Annotated in this window: 20 protein-coding genes and 1 tRNA gene; 9 read left to right on the top strand and 12 right to left on the bottom strand. The window is 59.2% G+C overall.

Annotated elements, in window-relative coordinates; translation table 11 throughout:
* Positions 1 to 16: 16 nt before the first annotated feature.
* The 12 genes from A4F85_RS29890 to A4F85_RS31315 all read right to left on the bottom strand — a co-directional run bounded on the left by A4F85_RS29890 (position 17) and on the right by A4F85_RS31315 (position 13,072).
* Complete coding sequence (locus tag A4F85_RS29890; RefSeq protein WP_082848290.1) at positions 17 to 3,556, bottom strand: pilus assembly protein; 3,540 nt, start codon at positions 3,554 to 3,556, stop codon at positions 17 to 19.
* A 16-nt stretch (positions 3,557 to 3,572) separates the two neighbouring features.
* On the bottom strand, positions 3,573 to 4,343 hold the full coding sequence (locus A4F85_RS24445) for a pilus assembly PilX family protein (protein WP_063328110.1): 771 nt from the start codon (positions 4,341 to 4,343) through the stop codon (positions 3,573 to 3,575).
* Positions 4,340 to 5,242, bottom strand: a complete 903-nt coding sequence (locus tag A4F85_RS24440) for a PilW family protein (protein ID WP_063328109.1) — start codon at positions 5,240 to 5,242, stop codon at positions 4,340 to 4,342. Before A4F85_RS24440 ends, A4F85_RS24445 begins: the two co-directional genes overlap by 4 nt.
* A 24-nt stretch (positions 5,243 to 5,266) precedes the next feature.
* The gene (gene pilV / locus A4F85_RS24435; RefSeq protein WP_082848289.1) at positions 5,267 to 6,028 is read right to left on the bottom strand and encodes a type IV pilus modification protein PilV; all 762 of its coding nucleotides are present in this window, start codon (positions 6,026 to 6,028) and stop codon (positions 5,267 to 5,269) included.
* The gene (locus tag A4F85_RS24430; protein WP_013801051.1) at positions 6,022 to 6,609 is read right to left on the bottom strand and encodes a GspH/FimT family pseudopilin; all 588 of its coding nucleotides are present in this window, start codon (positions 6,607 to 6,609) and stop codon (positions 6,022 to 6,024) included. Before A4F85_RS24430 ends, pilV (A4F85_RS24435) begins: the two co-directional genes overlap by 7 nt.
* Before the next feature lie 247 nt (positions 6,610 to 6,856).
* The gene (locus A4F85_RS24425; RefSeq protein WP_063328584.1) at positions 6,857 to 7,282 is read right to left on the bottom strand and encodes a type IV pilin protein; all 426 of its coding nucleotides are present in this window, start codon (positions 7,280 to 7,282) and stop codon (positions 6,857 to 6,859) included.
* A gap of 8 nt (positions 7,283 to 7,290) precedes the next feature.
* Positions 7,291 to 9,687, bottom strand: coding sequence for a pilus assembly protein (locus A4F85_RS24420; protein ID WP_063328107.1), 2,397 nt, complete (start codon positions 9,685 to 9,687; stop codon positions 7,291 to 7,293).
* A 15-nt stretch (positions 9,688 to 9,702) separates the two neighbouring features.
* Positions 9,703 to 10,467, bottom strand: coding sequence for a pilus assembly PilX family protein (locus tag A4F85_RS24415; RefSeq protein WP_063328106.1), 765 nt, complete (start codon positions 10,465 to 10,467; stop codon positions 9,703 to 9,705).
* On the bottom strand, positions 10,464 to 11,339 hold the full coding sequence (locus tag A4F85_RS24410; protein ID WP_063328105.1) for a PilW family protein: 876 nt from the start codon (positions 11,337 to 11,339) through the stop codon (positions 10,464 to 10,466). Before A4F85_RS24410 ends, A4F85_RS24415 begins: the two co-directional genes overlap by 4 nt.
* Positions 11,336 to 11,956, bottom strand: a complete 621-nt coding sequence (pilV, locus tag A4F85_RS24405; RefSeq protein WP_063328104.1) for a type IV pilus modification protein PilV — start codon at positions 11,954 to 11,956, stop codon at positions 11,336 to 11,338. The genes A4F85_RS24410 and pilV (A4F85_RS24405) overlap by 4 nt, the downstream gene beginning before the upstream one ends.
* Positions 11,947 to 12,510 carry a GspH/FimT family pseudopilin gene (locus tag A4F85_RS24400; protein WP_082848288.1) on the bottom strand — a complete coding sequence of 188 codons (564 nt, stop codon included), beginning with the start codon at positions 12,508 to 12,510 and terminating at the stop codon, positions 11,947 to 11,949. The genes pilV (A4F85_RS24405) and A4F85_RS24400 overlap by 10 nt, the downstream gene beginning before the upstream one ends.
* A gap of 247 nt (positions 12,511 to 12,757) precedes the next feature.
* Entirely contained in the window at positions 12,758 to 13,072 is a 315-nt protein-coding gene (locus A4F85_RS31315) for a hypothetical protein (protein ID WP_082848287.1), read from the bottom strand.
* 239 nt (positions 13,073 to 13,311) lie between these two features.
* On the opposite strand from A4F85_RS31315, the gene rpsO reads away from it, so the two are divergent.
* The 9 genes from rpsO (at position 13,312) to A4F85_RS24355 (ending at position 20,131) form a co-directional block, all read left to right on the top strand.
* A complete protein-coding gene (gene rpsO / locus A4F85_RS24395; RefSeq protein ID WP_012206984.1) occupies positions 13,312 to 13,578 on the top strand; it encodes a 30S ribosomal protein S15 in 267 nt (88 codons plus the stop codon).
* A 207-nt stretch (positions 13,579 to 13,785) separates the two neighbouring features.
* The gene (gene pnp / locus A4F85_RS24390; protein ID WP_063328103.1) at positions 13,786 to 16,053 is read left to right on the top strand and encodes a polyribonucleotide nucleotidyltransferase; all 2,268 of its coding nucleotides are present in this window, start codon (positions 13,786 to 13,788) and stop codon (positions 16,051 to 16,053) included.
* A gap of 119 nt (positions 16,054 to 16,172) precedes the next feature.
* Positions 16,173 to 17,174: an NAD(P)H-quinone oxidoreductase gene (locus A4F85_RS24385; RefSeq protein WP_063328102.1), complete on the top strand. Its 1,002-nt coding sequence runs from the start codon at positions 16,173 to 16,175 to the stop codon at positions 17,172 to 17,174.
* Between the two features lie 2 nt (positions 17,175 to 17,176).
* Positions 17,177 to 17,923, top strand: a complete 747-nt coding sequence (tpiA, locus tag A4F85_RS24380) for a triose-phosphate isomerase (RefSeq protein ID WP_013801060.1) — start codon at positions 17,177 to 17,179, stop codon at positions 17,921 to 17,923.
* A 58-nt stretch (positions 17,924 to 17,981) separates the two neighbouring features.
* Positions 17,982 to 18,374, top strand: a complete 393-nt coding sequence (gene secG / locus A4F85_RS24375; protein WP_012206980.1) for a preprotein translocase subunit SecG — start codon at positions 17,982 to 17,984, stop codon at positions 18,372 to 18,374.
* A 117-nt stretch (positions 18,375 to 18,491) separates the two neighbouring features.
* Positions 18,492 to 18,576: transfer RNA gene (locus A4F85_RS24370), tRNA-Leu, on the top strand.
* Positions 18,577 to 18,649: 73 nt separating this feature from the next.
* Positions 18,650 to 19,009: an NADH-quinone oxidoreductase subunit A gene (locus A4F85_RS24365; RefSeq protein WP_012206979.1), complete on the top strand. Its 360-nt coding sequence runs from the start codon at positions 18,650 to 18,652 to the stop codon at positions 19,007 to 19,009.
* Positions 19,010 to 19,032: 23 nt separating this feature from the next.
* Positions 19,033 to 19,512 (top strand): NuoB/complex I 20 kDa subunit family protein, encoded by a 480-nt coding sequence (locus A4F85_RS24360; protein ID WP_012206978.1) that lies wholly within the window; start codon positions 19,033 to 19,035, stop codon positions 19,510 to 19,512.
* A 10-nt stretch (positions 19,513 to 19,522) separates the two neighbouring features.
* Positions 19,523 to 20,131, top strand: coding sequence for an NADH-quinone oxidoreductase subunit C (locus A4F85_RS24355; protein WP_034398879.1), 609 nt, complete (start codon positions 19,523 to 19,525; stop codon positions 20,129 to 20,131).
* Positions 20,132 to 20,147 lie beyond the last annotated feature (16 nt).

Raw genomic sequence — 20,147 nt, 5'->3', positions numbered from 1 at the left:
TCTCGATCAATCTTCATTAATTGAGTTGTCGCCAGTTGGGACGCAGCAGCAACTCTGGGATTTTCGCCAAAGGATCGCAACTGGGGCCGCAGCCGCCACCACCACCACCACCACCAGCGCCTCCACTGCTGCCCTTGCGGATCTGCAGTGTCTTTGTACTGAAGCGAAGTTCTTTGGTATCTGCCGTCATGCGGTTGGCGTATTTGTCACCGGCGTTGTAAAGACCATCTCCATTTTGGTCGAGAATCTGTGTCCGCGGGCGTGCGCCTTGATCAATTGTGAGCAGGGTGCGGAAAGGCTTTGCGGCCTTTGGTGTCGGTTCACAGCTTTCTTCGGAACCAGCTGTAGCGCCTCCAGATGCCGGTACTTCACTCATGATTTCGAGAACACTGCTTCCGTCAAAGAACTCAATGGCCCTGAGGACACGCTCTCCAGCTTCGGGTAAATTGAAATACCATCCTTTGACCGCAGTGCAATTGGTTTTTCCTTGGCAGTCAAAAATAGCACGATTTTCAGTGACCGCCCAGAAATCACGACTGGCGCTTGATGCTTCTCCGCCTTTCTTGGCGCCTTCGATCATTTGACTCATCAGCTGGGAACGGGATACGGTTGCAGGGGTGGGGTCTGAGGTTTGTGCGACTACCTTGCCTTTATTTTCTCCCGTCAAGCTTATTTTATAGCGCGTGTTGTCAAGAACAGAATAGACGGTCTGCTTGGAGTCGGTGTCCGTGCGATCACCTTCAGTCAGGCTGCGGCCCGTGCCAAAGGCAACCATCAGTCCGCCGACCTGTCTGTTCGGGCGTAGTACTGGTGGCGTGGTGATCGGTTGCCGGCTTGTGGCACTGCCGGTCACCCCCGTGGAATAGGTGGCAGTGAATAATGGCTGACCATCGAAGGCGACGCCCCAATTGGATGCATTATTGCTGGAGATGTCGAATTTCCAGATATTTCCACGCAGATCTCCTGCATAGACGATATCCGGAATGCTGTCGCCATTGACGTCAAGGAACTGTGGAGTGGATAGACCATTCTGATCTGCTTCCGCATTCTTGGGGGTGGTGACGGGGACGGCGGAGATTTTCTGGAGTTCTTTGTTGCCGTCCAGATATTGAATCAGTAGAACAGGCCTTTCATTGATGCTGTTGTAGCCGTTACCCATGATGACTGCCCAGCGCCCATTGTTGGTTTGCGTGATTTGCAATGCTCTTTGAGGGTTCGCCTCATCAACGACCGGGGTTCCGAAAATATGACCAATATCGTCGTCAACGGCATCAGTTTTGTCCATGATAACCAGGGTGCTGGCATTGGTTTTTGTAAAGTTCGAGGAAATCAGACCGTCGGTGGTTCCTGGTTTTGTGACATCAAGAACAAAATAACCCTTTCCTCCGGCACCCAGTGTGCCGGTTAGGTAGGTGGCCCAATTGGCGGAATTCTGCGTCCCAAGATTGACATCACCTGTGAAAGGAGACCCATCCACATAATATCGGTGAGTGTATCCAGTATTGGAAAACTCTGGAAGGTTCTTGATGACCCCGCGCGGGACGTAGGCTATTTTTTCAGAGCCATCAATTGCGGAGAAACCATGCAACATGCCATCATTGCCGCCTACATAAAGCATGGGGATGCGCTTGCTCTGCGCGCCGACATAGCTGATATAGCTATTCGCACTGTAGCTTAGCGATGGAGGGCCTGCGTACCATATGTTGGAATTAACAATGTCTGCTTGGCGGGACTTTCTCTGGCGAAAAACGCCATTAGTCTGATTCTCTTCCTTGCTGCGATCTCCGCGAATATAGTTGACTCTGTCTTTGCCGCGACCATCGCTGGGCGTGAGATTCAGGAGTGCTTGTTGTGCGGTGCTCAGTGGTGTTGTCGTTCCCCACTCAAAAGATATTCCGGCGCTTCCATCGTGGGACAGGATCAGTCGAGAGGTGATGTCTGCCGGGGACAAGGCATCAAGCTTGTCAGCAGTGGTCATGTGATTGTTAGGAGCTGTTTTGTTTGGATTGGTGCCCCATGATGGGTTGGGGGCCGTGGACCAGGTAATGTTCTGAGGATTCTGTGGATCTACGACGATAGAGATTTTCTCGGATGCGACAAAGCCGCTCCAGCGGTTCTTGTTTGAGTTGAGATCCTCGGCAGCAACGTAGCCTGATTGGAAGGATTCCGTATTGTTGCGGCTGATGGAACTTGAAGCACTGGTGAAGCCTGTCAGCGGACTTGTATTGTCCGCGACAATCGATGTGAAAATTTCGTCAAATGCTTTTTCCAGGTCGGCGCCGGTCTGTACAGGGAAGAATTTCCCACGGCTGTTAATTGCCATATGCCATAGCTCTTCAGGGCGGACATAATCGGTAATGGCTTGGCCGCGGCGACTTCCGCTGGTGTAACTGCCGTCGTAATCAGTGTCGGTAGCATCCGTCCACGTCTTGGTGCCTAAGATGGCTTCTGTGAAGCCGTCTCCATACATGCCATTCGTGAAGATGGGATTGCTTCCACTGTTGTCCCAATTGCTGGCGCGTGCACCATACCCAATCGTATGGGTGACAAGGTGCTGCCATGTTGCCGGATCATTCTTGGGATTCCATTCTGGTTTGATGGTCACAGATTTGTTGCCCACCTTGAATGTCTCATCCGTCGATTTTTTGGGCTCAAAGGGTATTTGATTCCCGATGTTGGGTTGCAAATCAGTCGACCAATAATGAAAAGCCATGTCGGCAAGAGTAGGGTATGCGTAATAATAGTCTTTTTTGCTAATGGTTTGTTTTTTCGTGCCCCCTCCATAGCTGTCTCGATATATCTTGGTCTGGTCGCTTGTCGTGCTATAGGTCAGTGTGGGACCATATTTCGATGCATCCGGCTGTGGAAGTGCCTTGCTTGTTCCATCTGAATTTCCAATGGCCTCCGCATGGGTGCTGATCATCTTGGTTTGAAAGTCGAAGGCATCAAAGCTGGTGCTTGGCAGATAACTGTTCCAGCCACCATCGGTCATGAAGACGTGGTATGCCCTGCGGCATGAAATGGGCCTGCTATCGGCCACGCCAGGAGTCGCATTCCACGGGCTATCCTTGCCAGTGGTCTTCATATATTGACCTGCATTCCACATCATCGTATGAGATGGGGTGCCGCCACTGGCGGATATGGAGTCCACCCACGTGGAAAAATTTGTTTTGTGCGTGCCGGAGAAAACTGCCATGGCATTGTTGCCATCGCATCCTGACTGGCTGCTGGGGATATCATTGCATCGCCACATTGACTGCCATGCGAGACGAAACTGGTTGTCGTACTTGCTGGTATTGATCAGGACATTTTTCAGGCCGTTCTTCAGTGAAGAGATGCGTGACGGCTGACTGCTCGTTGCACTGCCTCCCGCATCATTCCAGGCCATACTTCCCGAATCATCAACCGACAACACCACGTTCGGTATGGGCATTTTGTGTGCCGAGCCTGCAGGATACTGCGCAAGCGGGATTTCTGCGGAAAATGCTGATGGGTTCGTGAATGCGGAGATTAAGGCGCAGACGAGGGCTTGCTGTGGAAATGAAGGACGTTTCATGATTTTCTCCGTCTATTTATTCGGCCAAGCTGAGGGAAAGGGCAGATTGGAGTACAACCTCTGTTCCGGGTTTTAGTCCTCTGGCCAGTGCCGTAATGCGATAAACCCACCTTTTCTTGCGGGAGGGTGAAAATGTTTCCACGTTGGAACCAGGTGGAACGCCACCTAGCAGGGAAATGTTGGGATCTACATAGGGAAGTACTTCAACCCAATACCAGGCACCACGCCTTTGCTTCATATCGCTTGGAGTGGCTGTGATGTTGAGTATCGGGTTTCCTGCGTCGCCAGTTTTTGCTCCCGTAAACTGTCCATAGCGTGCGCCAACGCCTGCTGCAGTCATCTGAGCAAGGCGGTCAGGGTCATGCCAAAAATCCTGTGGATCTTTGAACTTCTGGCAGATGCCTTTGTAGCATTTTGAATCCTGGGTATCCAGGAAATTAATGAGCTTGGGAAGATCCTTTGTCTCTATGTCGAAATACGCGGAAGTTGTTCTGCGACAAATATCTCCTTTGGAAGAGTCTGGTACACAGAAGGAACCGTCAGTGTTGACGCCGCGTATATCCATTTCTGCATCTTGCAGCATCGCTTGTGCTGCCTCAAAGGCCCGACGGTAATCTGCATCGTTGCCGACAATCATTTCGTTAAGTAGTGTGGTTCGCGATGCCCACAATGCCAAAAGCATGGATAGAAGAACCAGCACGATGATGACGTATAGCGAGATGCCTCGCTGCCTGGATCTTTGGAGAAGACCGGAGGGGGAATGGTGAGAATGGGGCGCGCCATTCATGATTGCACCTGGCCTTGGCTACGAATTTGAAAAGTGTTTTTGAAGACCATGCGCAGGCGATTTCCTCGAGAAACGGAGCTGCCATCGCATTTCGTGTAGTTGGCTCCCGCTGTATCTATGGTTTCTGTGCCTTCCAGCTCCAGGCAGACTTCGATCGCATATACATCGCGCCAACCGTTAGGCGATGAAGAGGCTGTGGAGGCATTGGTATATATGGTTTTCGGAAACCCAGTCTTTGCACTGGTAGGTTCCTGTATGAGATAGCGAATCTTCATGTCTTTGACATTTCGGATTATTGGTTTTGCAGTGCCGCCGACACCTTCGCACAAAAGTTCGTTATCGCTGGATATTCGAAATTTGCTCTCTATAACATAGTTTGATGACACGCCCTTGTTTTCACCAAGGCAGTCTCGCAACTGATTCCCGGAAACCAGATCCGTTGCAGGGGGAGGAGGTGTTATTTGTTCTTGATAATTTTGATATCCAATGCTCAAGGCATACTCGCTGCTGCTGGGGTTGTCAATGCCTTTAAGCATTTTCTCTCCCCTGCTGAACATCGGGCGTTGTCCAGCAGGATCTGGGGGGTCGAATGCTACGGGCAGCATGGCGTAGGACGTCTCTGAAGGTGTGAATGCAGTGGCATCAAGGCTCAGTTGAATTGTGCCCGCTTGGCGAACCTGTGAGCCAATCACCCGAAAGGCATAAGCGGCTTGCTGTTGCATGTTGCTGGCATCGCTGACTGTTCCTGAGACACCCCGAGAAATCATCAAGGCACCGATGCCTACTGCCACCGTCAATAGTCCTATGGTGATCCCTACCAACAGCTCAAGAAGTGTAGCTCCCGTCTGATGCAATGGAGGAACTAATTTTTTGGTTGAGTGGTGTGTCTTTATTCTCATGAGCTATCTCTTTGGTTGTTAGGTTCAGCCTGGGCAATAAACGGGTACTTTGCCATCTGACGATCCCATGGGGAAAGGGGTGCAGCGCTGATTGGGTTGAATATATTGGAGGTGGCATATCAACCCATCTGGGCAGCTTATGCTGGCGCTCCCTGTATTGGCTGGCGCAAATGGCTCGGTATATTTCTCATCGTTGCTTCCATCGGCTGCCTTGTGTTCCTTTTCATTGGCCTTCCAAGCAACCATCACACCCAGTTGTCGGCGATTTTCAGCGGCGCTGTCTACCGCGCTGATAAAAATGGCAGCGTCTCCCTTGGGAAGAGTTGCTTTGACAGCCTCTTTCCATTGTTTGACGTCGTAGGCACCCATCTCCGACAAGGTGCATCCGTCTGTTGCGCATGTGCCTGTAGGGGTGTCATTCCAGGTGCTTTCATATGCACTAAGACTGCCAAGGCCATTAGGGTTGGCTTGAATTTTCTCGCTCAAATCTTCTATCAGTCGAATGGCTTGGGCACGGTTGAGGCTGGTTTGCGTATCTGCGAGATTTCGCAGTTGCAAGCCGAGTATTCCAAGAATGCCCAATGACATCACGACAATGGCGACAAGAGATTCGATCAGGCTGATGCCAGATTGAATATTGGCCATACGTATTGTTTTCATGGTGGTTCTTGGTGCTGGTGCTGCGTGTCGGATCTGCAAGCCATGATGGATATTCATGGAAAGCAAAGGAGGTAGCCCGATTTCGAAAATGCGAGATTGAAAGAAGGATTTTTCGAGATTCAGCATGTGCCATCCCCCGTATTCAATCGGCGGATCATTCCCCCTGCTGCCACGCAAAGGGTTGCAGCGGCCGAGTTGGTGGCATTTGAGCCTTGGGGGAAGAGGCGGAAATTGAAACTGCTGCTTCCGGCGCTTGCAAGCTGGCCCCAACGGTCCACCGTGATATATCCGTTGCTGCTTGCGAGATTGATTTCCAGCTTGGTAGGGGCAGAAGATGTCTGAAGCGTCAGTTCACCTGAGTCCTGGGTGGCGTTGTTGTTGGCATCGATAAAGACGGTCCAGCCGCAACCCCACTGGGTGTTGGCGTCGGCCGCAGTGCAGCCATTGCCGCTGGCGATCTTTTTGAGGACGATCTTTCCACCGCGCTTGATGGCTTCTGAGCGCGCGTAATAGAGGATGGACTGAAGGTCTTCGGTTGCTGCGCGTACACGCCATCGTTCGATGAGTGGCCGAAAGCTGGGTGCTGCCAACGCAGCCAGTATGGTGATGATGGCGATCACAACCATCAGTTCGATTGTGGTGAAGCCACGTGCGACCAGCCTTTGTTGTTGGCTGGACAGGCTGGATGTGGGAGGGGCAGCGTACATTGGCGCATCCTAGATTTCTGGATGCGCGTTGGGAGTTCATTCCGGATGGATGGCTCAGGCAGCGGGATGAGTGGTGCGCTGTGTAAACCTCTGCTTAGTTCGTCAGGCAGTCGCTTGCCGATTGCTGATCGAGAGGGGGAAGGTGCGTAAACCTACCAGGTAGACGCGCTCACTCGGATCTCCTTGGGTCCTTGTGTCGCGGATGCGCATTAACAGGTCAGGAAGCTGGCACTCTGAACTTGTAAGACTACCGCCCCCAGCACTCCACCGCCGTGGTATTCACACCCAGGCCGCGCGCATCGCGCTCGCCCGTATGGGTCAGTGTGAAATCGCCGCATCGGTCGTTGAGCTGGGAGCCACGGCGCGTGGCAATCAGGGTGTAAGTGTCGTCGTCGTGGCCGCTGGTTGCCAAAAAGTCGATGGTGTAGCGCTTGCTGGAATCACGGGTCCAAGTCAGGTCTGCAGGCAGCTTGGTTGGGTAGACCCCGTTGGCCGTGGCTGCGCGCTCCAGCCATTGCTGGGCCTGCAGCAGGCCGGCGCGGGCATCGGCGCGGTGGACTCCGCGGATGTATTCGTTGTAGCTGGGGACGGCGACGGTGCCGAGGATGACTATGACGGCCACGACGATCATGAGTTCTATGAGTGTGAAGCCCGGGGATGGAGGGCGGCGCATCGTGCGGCTCATTTCATTTGGCGCCAGCTGGGGCGCAGGGATTGCTCGGGCATGCGGGCGAGGACGTTGCGGCGGCCATCGGTGTCGTAGCCAATGGCGTGATGGCCTTTGTTGAGCAATGTCTGGGATCCCCCGGAGACGGTTGCGCGCGAGGCTTCCTGATCCGCCGTGTCGTAGACGCCGTCGCCGTTGCTGTCCATCAATGGAACACTGGGCCGCTTGCCGTCCATGATGTTCATGAGCGTCAGAAATTGGCTTTCCTCGCTCACATTGCAGGCATCAGCGGGGCGGCTTATGGCTTCACCAGGACGCCTGGAGGATCTGGCGGGTATCTGGCTGTAGATCGCGAGGAGGTTGCTGCCGTCGTAGAAGCTCATCGGCTTGAGCAGGCGCTCACCTGACAGGGGAAGGTCCATGTACCAGCCTTTGTGCCGCGTCCAGTCGAGGTCGGTGGTGGAGTCCACTTGCCAGGTGCCACGGCCTACGATCCCTTGCGTCTGGGGGTTCACCGAGCGTTTGGCCAGCTCACCGATGCCGGATACAGGGGCTGGACGCTCCCCTGCAGGCAGCTTGCACTCAGAGTCCGGGTCACCCGTGCAAGGCTGTACACGGCCGTCCGCGAGCAGCTTGTAGCGGGTGTTGTCGAGGATGGAATAGATGCTCTGCACCGCCGTGTTGCCAGTGTCCTGCTGGGTGATGTTGCGTCCTGTGCCGAATGCCACCAGCATGCCGCCCACAGTCACGCGTTCATCGCTTCCTTTGGGTTCTGTGGTGACGCTGTACTGGTCATTGGCTCGCACGGACGCAGGGGCGGTAATGGGCTGGCGCAGTGCGCGAGAGGCCGTTGGCGAACTGCCACCCATGGCGGTGTACAGCGGCCGGCCGTTGAAGGCCATGCCCCAAGCGGAGGAGGCATCGCTGGCGATGATGAATTTCCACAGATTGCCCTGGAGGTCGCCCGCATAGACCACATCGGGCCGGCCATCGCCATTGATGTCCACGAGGCGTGGTGCGGAGAGCCCATTGTTGGTGGTCTCCGGTGTGGTGCCGGTGGGGATGTCACCTGTGGCCACGATGCGCAGCAGCTCCTGGTTGCCATCGAGGTACTGGATCAGCAGCACGGGTCGCTGGTTGATGCTGTGGTAGCCGTTGCCCGTCACCAGAGCCCAGCGGTTGTTGTTCAACTGCGTGATCTGGATGCTGCGTTGCGGGTTGGCATCGTCCCGCACGGGGGCTGCAAAGATATGGCCCAGGTCCTTGTCTTCCTGGCAAGTGGTGCGCTGCCAGAGGTCGGCGGAGGTGGCGCAGTCACCGGGATCGCTGTTGCGGGTCTGGGTGCGGTCCAGCAGGACCAGCGTGCCGGCGCCGTGTTCGTTGAAAGCCTCTGGGTGCGTGATGTCCAGCACAAAGTAGCCTTTGGCACCGGCGCCCGGCATGCCTGCCAGCACGGTGCGCCACTGCGGGGATGCATGGCTGCCCGAGTTGATGTCGCCGCTCATGGCAGAGCCATCCACGAAGTAGCGATGCCGGGTGTCGTAATCGAGGTCGGAAAGGCGGGCCAGCCCCGAAATCACGCCACGGGGGATGTAGGCGATCTTCTCGCTGCCGTCAGTGGCAGAAAAGCCGTGCAGCATGCCGTCGTTGCCGCCCACGTAAATCATGGGCTGGCGCTTCTGCTGGGCGAGCGCATAGGCCGCGTAGCCCGGCAAAGGCGAGTTGTCCACGGGGTGGCCGGTGTGCCAGATCTGGGAGTTGACGATATCGCCCTGGCGCGAGCCGCGTTGGCGAAAAGGGTGGGCTGGGTCAGGGCGCGGCGGTTGTCCCGCAGCTTCCATGCGGCGGTCGCCACGTATGAAGTTGAACCTGTGCTTGCCCAGTTTGTCTGCCCTGCCTTCGGCATCGACGCTGAAAGAGGCCTTCTGTGGGCGGTCCAGCTCATGCCATTGGAAAGACACGCCCCTTTGCAGTCTGTCACTCCAGGTCAGGATCAGGCGTTCATTGAGTACCTGTTGATCACTGAGTGCATCCAGGTGATCAGCCGTGCTTTTGCCTTGCCAGCCGGCTGCTGCGGTGATGCTCCCGTCGGCTTGGACCGTTTCCGCGTTGATCCAGCCGCTCCAGGCGGCTTTGGCGCTGTAGCGGGCCGTGAATATGTCCACTCCTGCCTGTGCAATCACGCTGCCGTTGGAAGTGGCGGAGCTGCTGCGGCCCTTGGCATCGGCTGTCAGGCCTGTCCGGCAGTCTTCAATGGGCGTGGCAAATTCTTTGTCTTCTCTCTGCGCCAGGGAAACTGGCGTACCTGCCTCAGAGAAGCGTTGGGCCTGGCTGTTTTGCGCGGCCAGGAGTGCGGCGATCACGGCTGGCAGCAGGAGGGGGCGGAACCCAGGGTGGAAGAGATAAGGCATGTCAGGCGTTCTGAATCAGTCGCGGCGCTTCTGGCGGACATAGGTCTGTTGCAGCACCACCTGGGTGCCGTTCTTGCGGCCGTGAGCGATGGCTGTGATGCGATAGATCACCTGGGGCTGCATGTAGAGGGCCAGACGGGGTGAGTCATTGGCGATGAGACCTGAGTTCCCTGCGTTGGCGTCATAGGGCAGGATCTCTATCCAGTACCACCCCCCCTTTCCTGTCTCACGGTTTGCCAGGATGGGATTGCTCTTGCCTTCAGAAATGGCGCCCGTGAACTGGCCATAGCGTGCGGCTACATCGGGGGCGGTCATCTGGCTCAGCGTGATCCCTTTGGTGTCGTCCACGTTGTTCCAGAAGTCCTGAGGCCCTGTGCGCTTGGTGCACAGGGCGTCTCGGCAGCTTGTGGGGGTGGCTCGGTTCAGGTTGGCCAGCAGCAGACCTACCTGCTGGGTTTCCTGGGGAAACTGGGTGATGGTTGCAGCGTTGCGGCAGACGGATGGACGGATGCTGTTGGCGATGCAGGCGGCGCCGTTGGCCTGTTCGCCTCGAATGTCCAGTTCGGCATCCTGCAGCAATGCCTGTGCAGCTTCGAGGGCGCGTTGGTAGTCGGCATCGTTGCCCACGAACATTTCGTTGAACAGGGCGCTGCGCGATGCCCAAAGTGCCAGCAGCATGGAAAGCATGACCAGGGTGATCACGATGAACAGTGCGACGCCTTTCTGGCGCCGCGCGGCACAGGTGTGGGCATGCCGCATGCCTGCTGCTTTGGCGGTCATCCAGCCATCCCCTGGCTGCGCAACTGGTACACGCTGCGAAAGACCATGTGCAGGCGCCGGGTCCTGGGCGCCGGCAGCGTGGTCATGTCGATGGATTCGGCTGTGCCGTCACTGCTTGCGCAATCGGTGTAGCGGCTGTTGGCGGGCATGTTGATGACTTCGATCCCGAAAAGCACCAGACAGACCTCGGCGGCAACGACGCGTGACCAGTCCTGGCCCACGGCGGCTGCGTTGACGTACTGCAGGCGTGCATCACCTTTCGGCGACTGGATCAGATAGCGCACCTGGAAGTTTGCGACGTTCTGGGCCAGTGGCTGGGCTCCCGCAGAGGGTGCTCCGGTGCAGCGCAGGGTGTTTTTGCGGGCGTCCAGCGCAAAGCGGCTCAGGATCAGGTTGTGGCTGTTGGCCTGGCCCAGGCAATTGCGCTGCAGTGAAGTTTCGATGGCCGAGCCGTGCAGCGGTTGCGTGTAGTTGCTGTAGCCCACGGTGAGCTTGTATTGAGCGCGGCCTGGCGCATCAAGGCCCAGGATGGTGTCGTGCACAGGGTCGAAATCTTGTGCGCTCGCCTCGAATGCAACGGGGTCCGCCACGTCAACGGTGTCTGTTCCCTTTTTTGCAGACGAGAGAAGCAGCCGAAGAGACCCCGCCTGCCGGATCTGCCGGCCCATGACGCGGAAGATGTGGGATGCCTGCTGCTGCAGCTGGCTGGCATCGCTGACGGTGCCGGAGACGGCGCGTGATGCCATGAGTGCGCCCAGGGCCACGCCGATGATCAACAGTCCCAGGAGAAGGCCCACCAGCAGTTCGACCAGGCTCAGGCCGCGTTGATCAGGCTGCATAAGCGTTGCGGCGGCGATGCGGGTGTGCTTCATGGGCTTGCGCAGAAGAACTGGACTGCGTTGTTGGCAAGATATGGCGCGCAACGAGCGCTGAGCGCTATGTATTGCAGGTGGCAGGTTCTGCCGGTGGGGCAGGCCATGGCTTCGTCGCCGTGTGTGCCATCGCTATGGAGTCCGATGGGTTTTTTGTAGCCGGCTTTGCTGGATTTCTCGTTTTCACGCCAGCTGATCACGATGCCCAGGTGGCGTCCGTTGCTGACGTCGTCTGCTGCAGGGAAGACCTTGGCGGCTCCGCCTGGCAGCAGTTGGTGCACGGAAGCCTTCCACAGCGCGAGGTTGTAGCTGGCCAGCGTTTCCGGGTCGCATGGTGTGGCGCTGCAGTCGGCGGTGGATTCAGGGGTGTGATCCCAATCGGATTCGTAGTTGCCCATCTGCCCGAGGGAGTTGGGATTGGCGTGGGTGCGCTCGCTGAAGTCTTCTATCAGCCGGATGGCCTGAGCGCGGCGCACGCCGCTTTGGGTGTCGGCCAGGGTGCGCATCTGCAGGCTCAGGATTCCCAGAACACCCAAGGCCGTGACGACGGTGGCAACCAGGGTTTCGATCAGGGTGAAGCCTTTGGCGTGCCGGGCGGGGGTACTTGTCAGGCGCATGGAATGCCTTCCCGGCCGACCACACGGATACGTCCGCCGGACGAAACGCAGATGCCTTTCGCTGCAGCGGAGACGAGGCCGGCGGAAGACGGGGCGACGGCGAAGCCCATGGCCGTGAATCCACCCATTTGTCCCCATCGGTCCACACTGATGATGGCGGCGGATCTGGAGCGGATGACAAGGGTGCGTGCGGGAGTGTCGAAGCGCTGTAGTTCTTCCCGGGGACCCCAGCGCTTGTTGCCATTGCGGTCAACGAACACTACCCAGCCACAGCCCCAGTCCGCGTGACGTGCAGCCAGAGTGCAGCCGTTGGTGCCTTGGGGTAGTTTCTGGATGAAGACGCCGCCCCCGCGCCGCACGCCTTCGGAGCGCGCGTATTGCAGCGTCGACTGCAGGCCCTCGACGGTCTGGCGAACGCGCCATCGCTCGATGATGAGGTGGAAGCTGGGTGCTGCCAGCGTGGTGAGCACGGCGAGGATGGCGACGACCACCATCAGCTCGATGGCCGTGAAGCCTTGTGTGCCCGGGTGGGCCTGAGGCCAGGTCGATGACATGTCTTGAATCCCTCCCCGTCGATCTGCTTGCGGAGCGCTGGTTGTCTTTGCGCGCCGCTCAATCTATTGGGGTTCTTCGTACATGTCTTTCAGACAAATCTGTTTCTGACCTCAACAATTAGGAGTCGTACCGTTGGTGCAGGGTCATTCGGCATGACGATGCGTAAAAAAATCCAATGGTGAAAAGGTGTTGCCGGCTTTGCCGCTATCGGACTCCGGGGTAGGACTGTTTTTGTTTGGAGAACCCTCAGCGCTGCTGTCTGCCGGGTGGCGGCCGGGTATATCCGGCGCATGCCCCGGCGTTGTGCCGGCCCTGGCATTCGCGGTACAGCCGCCTGTCGCGTTGTTCGGGCGATTCCTCGGAACTGCTGCGCTGGGTTGGAACACGGACCCGCTGTCCGCCTTTTTTGCGCTTGGCGCCTTGCGCGGCCGATGTGTCGGAGCGGTGAGGGCTCGCCTGGGCCGGCAGGGCCAGGCATAGGGCCGCGACTAGGCAGAGCAGGGTGCATTGCTGCCGATGTGCGCGCCAGGTTGCAGCAGTGAATGAAAAACGCGTTGCCATGGTGTTGCCCTCCCGTGATCTATGAATGTCTGCAGGTTTCGCGGCATTCTGGGCGGGCTGTCGGCCGGCGCGGTGTGGGGCCACAAAGCATGTGTGGATGCTGGACAGGGCGCGCTTGTTATAATCCCAGGGTTTTGCATGGTGCAGGACGCACGTCGGGGCCTTTCCAGTCCCGGCGCAAGTAACCAAGGCTGCCTCCCTGCTTTTGTCTGTGAGGGGCCAATTTCAAAGGAAAAAAAATGATCGCATCTTCCGTGAAGGCTGAAGTCGTCAAGTCCAACGCACGCTCTGCCAACGATACTGGCAGCCCAGAAGTGCAAGTGGCCCTGCTGACCGCACGCATCAACGAGCTGACCCCTCACTTCAAGCAACACGCCAAGGACCACCACGGTCGTCGCGGCCTGCTGCGCATGGTGAGCCGTCGTCGCAAGCTGCTGGACTACCTCAAGTCCAAGGACGCTGATCGCTACACCGCACTGATCGCCAAGCTGGGCCTGCGCAAGTAAGCACGGTGGGAGATCAAAACGCCTGAGTTAGCCTGTCTAGCTCAGGCGTTTTTTACTTCGGAGAATGCAAGACAGAGCGAAGCTGTGTCATTCCAATGCTGCTGATTTGATAGCAGTGAATCCAGCACTGGAATGGCATCGTGTTCTGAATTGCTCTCCATCATGGCCCGATGAGTGCATCGGTCCACCCATTCCAAAGGAGCAACAATGTCCATCTTCAACAAAGTCACCAAGACCTTCCAGTGGGGCCAGCACACGGTCACCATGGAAACCGGCGAGATCGCCCGCCAGGCTTCCGGCGCCGTGCTGGTCAACATCGATGACACCGTGGTGCTGGCCACCGTGGTGGCGTCCAAGCAGGCCAAGTCCGGCCAGGACTTCTTCCCGCTGACCGTCGATTACATCGAGAAGACCTACGCTGCAGGCAAGATCCCCGGCAGCTTCTTCAAGCGCGAAGCCAAGCCCAGCGAACTCGAAACCCTGACCAGCCGCCTGATCGACCGCCCGATCCGCCCGCTGTTCCCCGAAGGTTTCTACAACGACGTGCACGTGGTCATCCACACCGTGTCGCTGAACCCCGAAGTCGATGCCGACATCGCCGCCCTGATCGCCACCTCGGCTGCCCTGTCCGTGTCGGGCATTCCCTTCAATGGCCCCATCGGTGCTGCCCGCGTGGGTTACATCAATGGCGAGTACGTGCTCAACCCCGGTCAGACCCAGCGCAAGGATTCGCAGATGGATCTGGTCGTGGCCGGCACCGAAGCCGCCGTGCTGATGGTGGAGTCCGAAGCGCAGCAACTGCCTGAAGACGTGATGCTGGGCGCCGTGGTCTTTGGCCACGAGCAAGGCCGCATCGCCATCGACGCCATCCACGAGCTGGTGCGCGAAGCCGGCAAGCCCGTCTGGGACTGGGTTGCTCCCGCCAAGGATGAAGAGCTGATCGCCAAGGTGGCTGCACTGGGTGACGAAGCCCTGCGCACGGCCTACCAGATCCGCAACAAGCAAAGCCGCACGCAAGCCTGCCGCGAAGCCTACGCCGCCGTGAAGGCCGGCCTGACGGCCCAGGGCGTGGAGTTCGACGGCGTCAAGGTCGAAGGCATGCTGTTCGACATCGAGGCACGCATCGTTCGCAGCCAGATACTGGCCGGCGAGCCGCGCATCGACGGCCGTGACACGCGCACCGTGCGCCCCATCGAAATCCGCAACTCCGTGCTGCCCCGCACGCACGGCTCGGCCCTGTTCACGCGCGGCGAGACGCAGGCCCTGGTCGTGTCCACGCTGGGTACCGAGCGCGATGCACAACGCATCGACGCGCTGGCTGGCGAGTTCGAGGACCGCTTCCTGTTCCACTACAACATGCCTCCCTTTGCCACCGGCGAAGTGGGCCGCATGGGCTCGACCAAGCGCCGCGAAATCGGCCACGGCCGTCTGGCCAAGCGCGCCCTGGCGGCCTGCCTGCCCAGCAAGGAAGAATTCCCCTACACCATCCGCGTGGTGTCGGAAATCACCGAGTCCAACGGCTCCTCGTCCATGGCTTCGGTCTGCGGCGGCTGCCTGTCGATGATGGATGCAGGCGTTCCGATGAAGGCCCACGTGGCCGGCATCGCCATGGGCCTGATCAAGGAAGACAACCGCTTCGCCGTGCTGACCGACATCCTGGGTGATGAAGATCATCTGGGCGACATGGACTTCAAGGTGGCCGGCACCACCAGCGGCATCACTGCGCTGCAGATGGACATCAAGATCCAGGGCATCACCAAGGAAATCATGCAGGTCGCCCTGGCCCAGGCCAAGGAAGCGCGCATGCACATCCTGGGCAAGATGCAGGAAGCCATGGGCGAAGCCAAGGCCGAGATCTCGTCCTTCGCTCCCAAGCTGTACACGATGAAGATCAACCCCGAGAAGATCCGTGACGTGATCGGCAAGGGCGGCTCCACCATCCGTGCGCTGACCGAAGAGACCGGCACGCAGATCGACATCGGCGAAGACGGCACCATCACCATCGCGTCCAGCGATGCCGCTAAGGCCGACGAAGCCAAGCGCCGCATCGAAGAGATCACGGCCGAAGTCGAAATCGGCAAGATCTACGAAGGCCCGGTCACCAAGATCCTGGACTTCGGTGCTCTCGTGAACCTGCTGCCCGGCAAGGACGGTCTGCTGCACATCAGCCAGATTGCCCACGAGCGCGTGGAGCGCGTGGCCGACTACCTGCAGGAAGGCCAGATCATCAAGGTCAAGGTCATGGAGACCGACGAAAAGGGTCGTGTCAAGCTGTCGCTGAAGGCGCTGACCGAGCGCCCTGCCGGCATGGAGCGCAGCGAGCGCCCCGCGCCTGCCGAGCGTGAGTTCCGCCAGCCGCGTGAGCCCCGCCAGCAGCGCGAGTTCCGCGAGCCGCGTGAACCCCGCGAGCCCCGTGACGGCGGCCGTCCGGCTGCCGAGGGCGAGCAGCAACAGCAACAGCAACAGCAGCAGTAATGCCCGGCGAGGCCATTCCCCAAAAGGGGGTGGCCTTGCAGGTGCGTGTGGTGACTGGCAAAAAGCGCTGACCTGTTCAGCGCTTGTGGCATTTTTGACAGGGATTGCGAGGTCGAAAGATGGAAAAGCAAATCATGCGTGCCGTGGAACTCACGGACTTTGGTGCTCCCGAGGTATTGCGCCTGGGCGAGCGTCCGCTGCCCGTTGCGGGTGCGCAGGAGTTGCTGATCCAGGTGTCGGCCAGCGGTGTCAATCGCCCTGATGTGTTGCAGCGCAAGGGTCACTATGCTCCGCCGCCGGGCGCCTCCGATCTGCCCGGGCTGGAAGTGGCCGGGGTGATCGTGTCGGGCGACGACGAAGCCATGCGGCTGGCAGGCCTGCGCGTGGGAGACCGCGTGTGCGCGCTGCTGGCCGGCGGTGGCTATGCGGAGTACTGCGTTGCGCCCGTGGCCCAGTGCCTGCCCATCCCGGCAGGGCTCAGCGAGGTGGAGGCTTCGGCATTGCCCGAGACCTTCTTCACCGTCTGGAGCAATGTGTTCGACCGCGGTGCCTTGCAGGCAGGTGAAACCCTGCTGGTGCAGGGCGGCAGCAGCGGCATCGGCGTGACGGCCATCCAGCTGGCCAAGGCGCGCGGCGCCACGGTCATCGTGACCGCTGGCTCTGATGCCAAGTGCGCCGACTGCCTCAAGCTGGGTGCCGACCATGCCATCAACTACCGTACCCAGGACTTTGCCGCGGAGGTGCAGCGCATCACCGAAGGCAGGGGCGTGGACGTGATCCTGGACATGGTGGCGGGTGGCTATGTGGCACGCGAAGTGCAAAGCCTGGCAGAGGATGGCCGCCTGGTCATCATTGCGGTGCAGGGTGGCATCAAGGCAGAGTTCGACGCGGGCCTGGTCCTGCGTCGCCGTCTGCTGGTGACGGGCTCCACACTGCGTCCGCGGCCTGTGGCTTTCAAGGCAGCCATCGCCCAGGCCCTGCGCCGCGAGGTCTGGCCGCTCATCGAGGAAGGCGGCATTCGTCCTGTGATCCATAGCACCTTTGCTGCCGCTGATGCCGACAAGGCGCACGCGCTGATGGAGTCGAGTCAGCACACCGGCAAAATCGTTTTGACGTGGTAACCATGAAGAAGAAACTCATCGTCGGCAACTGGAAGATGAATGGCAGCCTGGCTGCCAATGCCGTTTTGCTCAAGGCCCTCAAGGAAGGGCTGCCCGAGGGGGGCAATGCGGGCGTGGCTGTGGCCGTGCCTGCCGTCTATCTGGCCCAGGCCCAGGCCGAGCTTGAAGGCTCGGCCATCGGCGTGGCCGCGCAGGACGTGTCGCAGCATGAATCGGGTGCCTATACGGGCGAGCTGTCGGCCGCAATGCTTCGGGATTTTGGCGTGCGCTATACGCTGGTCGGGCACTCGGAGCGTCGCCAATACCATGGCGAAACCGATGCCGTGGTGGCGCTGAAGGCGCAGGCTGCGCTGGCCAAGGGCGTCACGCCCATCGTCTGTGTGGGTGAAACGCTGGCGGAGCGCGAGGCGGGGCAGACCGAAGAAGTGGTCAAGCGCCAACTGGCGGCTGTGATCCACCAGGTGGGCCAGTGCATCAATGAGCTGGTCGTGGCCTATGAGCCCGTCTGGGCCATTGGCACCGGCAGGACCGCCACGCCGGAGCAGGCCCAGCAGGTGCATGCCGTGCTGCGCGCCCAGCTGGCGGCTGCCAGCCAGCAGGCCGATCGCATCGCCTTGCTGTACGGCGGCAGCATGAATGCCTCCAATGCAGCCCAGCTGCTGGCCCAGGCCGACATTGACGGTGGCCTGGTGGGCGGAGCCTCGCTCAAGGCAGCCGATTTCCTGACCATCATCGCTGCGGCCCAGTAAGCCGGGGCGGTTTTTCCATTCGCTTTTTTAGCTCTCGCGTTACTAGCAGGTACAACCAATGAATGCATTCGCAAGCGTGATCCTCGCCGTTCAGATGCTGTCGGCTCTCGGCATGATCGGCCTGATCCTGATTCAACACGGCAAGGGTGCCGACATGGGCGCCTCGTTCGGCAGCGGCAGCTCCGGCAGCCTGTTCGGTGCCTCGGGCAGCGCCAACTTCCTGTCGCGCTCCACGGCAGGCCTGGCCACGGTGTTCTTCGTGGCCACGCTGGCGCTGGCCTATCTGAGCAATGCGCGTCCCGTCAGCTCGGGCAGCGTGCTGGAAGGTGCCGCACCCATCACGGCTCCGGCTCCTGCGGCCTCTGGCGCTGCTGGCGAAGTGCCTGCTCCTGCTGCAGGCCAGGCGCCTGCTGCCGGTGCTGAAGGCGCTGCCCAGATCCCCACGAAATAATTTCGAACAAAGTCCTCGGTCCTCCGGGTCCGAGGGTTTTTCAGAGTAGAATCTAGAGATTGTTCGGTAGGCGGAATCTTTGCAACGGAGATAAAGAGCCAGCCGAAATCAAGACTTGCCGTCGTGGTGAAATTGGTAGACACGCTATCTTGAGGGGGTAGTGGCGAAAGCTGTGCGAGTTCGAGTCTCGCCGACGGCACCAAGATATAACTAAGAGCCTGCCCTGCTGATCAGGCTGATCGGTGCGGGCATGCCTTTCAAGGTAGCCGCACACGATGAACATCGACCAGTATCTTCCCGTTCTCTTGTTCATTCTCGTCGGCATGGGTGTCGGCGTAGTCCCCCTGGTGTTGGGGTATGTGCTGGGTCCGAACCGGCCCGACGCCGCCAAGAACTCCCCCTATGAATGTGGCTTCGAGGCCTTCGAAGACGCGCGCATGAAGTTCGATGTGCGCTACTACCTCGTCGCCATCCTGTTCATCCTGTTTGATTTGGAAATCGCCTTTCTGCTGCCCTGGGCCGTTGCGCTTCGGGACGTGGGTGGGGCTGGTTTCGCCGCTGTCCTTATTTTCCTGACCGTTCTCGTCGTGGGCTTTGTCTACGAATGGAAGAAGGGTGCGTTGGACTGGGACTGAAGCGGGTTCACTAAGGAAACACGATGATCGAAGGCGTGATGAAAGAAGGCTTCATCACCACGAGTTACGACTCTGTGGTGAATTGGGCCAAGACGGGCTCGCTGTGGCCCATGACATTTGGTCTGGCCTGCTGCGCGGTGGAGATGATGCACGCTGCGGCGGCGCGTTACGACATCGGTCGCTTTGGCTCGGAAGTCTTCCGTGCCAGCCCGCGGCAGTCGGACTTGATGATTGTGGCCGGCACCCTGTGCAACAAGATGGCGCCCGCCATGCGCAAGGTCTATGACCAGATGTCCGAGCCCCGCTGGGTCATCTCCATGGGCTCGTGCGCCAACGGCGGCGGCTACTACCACTACAGCTATTCCGTGGTGCGCGGCTGCGACCGCATCGTGCCGGTCGATGTCTATGTGCCTGGCTGCCCCCCCACGGCGGAAGCCCTGATCTACGGCATCATCCAGCTGCAGCAGAAGATCCGCCGCACCCATACCATCGCTCGCGTCTAAGGGCTAGATGATGACTGCTATTGCGATTCACCCCGAAGTGCTTCGGGATGTGGTGGCTGCTGCCTTGGGCGACAAGGCGCGCAGCGTGACCGTGGCCCTGGGCGAGGTGACGGTCGAAGTGTCCGCCACCCAGTATCTTGAGGCCATGCAGGTTCTGCACACTGCTCCGGATTGCCGGTTCGAGGTCCTGGTGGACCTGTGCGGCGTGGACTACTCCACCTATGCAGAAGTCGGGCGTGAAGGCCCGCGCTTTGCCGTGGTATCCCACCTGCTGTCGATCAGCCTGAACCAGCGCCTGCGCGTTCGTGTCTTTTGCACCGACGACGATTTCCCGGTGGTGGCTTCCGTCACTTCCGTCTGGGCGGGTGCGAACTGGTTCGAGCGCGAGGCGTTCGACCTGTTCGGCATCGTCTTCGACGGCCATGACGACCTGCGCCGCATCCTGACCGACTACGGCTTCATCGGCCATCCCTTCCGCAAGGACTTCCCGCTGTCGGGCCATGTGGAAATGCGCTATGACCCCGAGCAACAGCGCGTGGTGTACCAGCCGGTCACCATCGAGCCCCGCGAGATCACGCCGCGGATCATCCGCGAAGACAACTACGGGGGCCTGCACTGAAGGCGCTCCAGGCGCC

Source organism: Delftia sp. GW456-R20 (assembly GCF_001622915.1).
Classification (GTDB): domain Bacteria; phylum Pseudomonadota; class Gammaproteobacteria; order Burkholderiales; family Burkholderiaceae_C; genus Comamonas; species Comamonas acidovorans.
The sequence above is the reverse complement of the archived record's forward strand: the minus strand, read 5'-3'. Positions and strand labels throughout refer to the sequence as shown.

Coding starts and splice junctions, on each gene's coding strand:
- A4F85_RS29890 (WP_082848290.1), bottom strand. CDS start 3,556: ATGAAACGTCCTTCATTTCCACAGCAAGCCCTCGTCTGCGCCTTAATC.
- A4F85_RS24445 (WP_063328110.1), bottom strand. CDS start 4,343: ATGAATGGCGCGCCCCATTCTCACCATTCCCCCTCCGGTCTTCTCCAA.
- A4F85_RS24440 (WP_063328109.1), bottom strand. CDS start 5,242: ATGAGAATAAAGACACACCACTCAACCAAAAAATTAGTTCCTCCATTG.
- pilV (WP_082848289.1), bottom strand. CDS start 6,028: ATGCTGAATCTCGAAAAATCCTTCTTTCAATCTCGCATTTTCGAAATC.
- A4F85_RS24430 (WP_013801051.1), bottom strand. CDS start 6,609: ATGTACGCTGCCCCTCCCACATCCAGCCTGTCCAGCCAACAACAAAGG.
- A4F85_RS24425 (WP_063328584.1), bottom strand. CDS start 7,282: ATGCGCCGCCCTCCATCCCCGGGCTTCACACTCATAGAACTCATGATC.
- A4F85_RS24420 (WP_063328107.1), bottom strand. CDS start 9,687: ATGCCTTATCTCTTCCACCCTGGGTTCCGCCCCCTCCTGCTGCCAGCC.
- A4F85_RS24415 (WP_063328106.1), bottom strand. CDS start 10,467: ATGACCGCCAAAGCAGCAGGCATGCGGCATGCCCACACCTGTGCCGCG.
- A4F85_RS24410 (WP_063328105.1), bottom strand. CDS start 11,339: ATGAAGCACACCCGCATCGCCGCCGCAACGCTTATGCAGCCTGATCAA.
- pilV (WP_063328104.1), bottom strand. CDS start 11,956: ATGCGCCTGACAAGTACCCCCGCCCGGCACGCCAAAGGCTTCACCCTG.
- A4F85_RS24400 (WP_082848288.1), bottom strand. CDS start 12,510: ATGTCATCGACCTGGCCTCAGGCCCACCCGGGCACACAAGGCTTCACG.
- A4F85_RS31315 (WP_082848287.1), bottom strand. CDS start 13,072: ATGGCAACGCGTTTTTCATTCACTGCTGCAACCTGGCGCGCACATCGG.
- rpsO (WP_012206984.1), top strand. CDS start 13,312: ATGATCGCATCTTCCGTGAAGGCTGAAGTCGTCAAGTCCAACGCACGC.
- pnp (WP_063328103.1), top strand. CDS start 13,786: ATGTCCATCTTCAACAAAGTCACCAAGACCTTCCAGTGGGGCCAGCAC.
- A4F85_RS24385 (WP_063328102.1), top strand. CDS start 16,173: ATGGAAAAGCAAATCATGCGTGCCGTGGAACTCACGGACTTTGGTGCT.
- tpiA (WP_013801060.1), top strand. CDS start 17,177: ATGAAGAAGAAACTCATCGTCGGCAACTGGAAGATGAATGGCAGCCTG.
- secG (WP_012206980.1), top strand. CDS start 17,982: ATGAATGCATTCGCAAGCGTGATCCTCGCCGTTCAGATGCTGTCGGCT.
- A4F85_RS24365 (WP_012206979.1), top strand. CDS start 18,650: ATGAACATCGACCAGTATCTTCCCGTTCTCTTGTTCATTCTCGTCGGC.
- A4F85_RS24360 (WP_012206978.1), top strand. CDS start 19,033: ATGATCGAAGGCGTGATGAAAGAAGGCTTCATCACCACGAGTTACGAC.
- A4F85_RS24355 (WP_034398879.1), top strand. CDS start 19,523: ATGACTGCTATTGCGATTCACCCCGAAGTGCTTCGGGATGTGGTGGCT.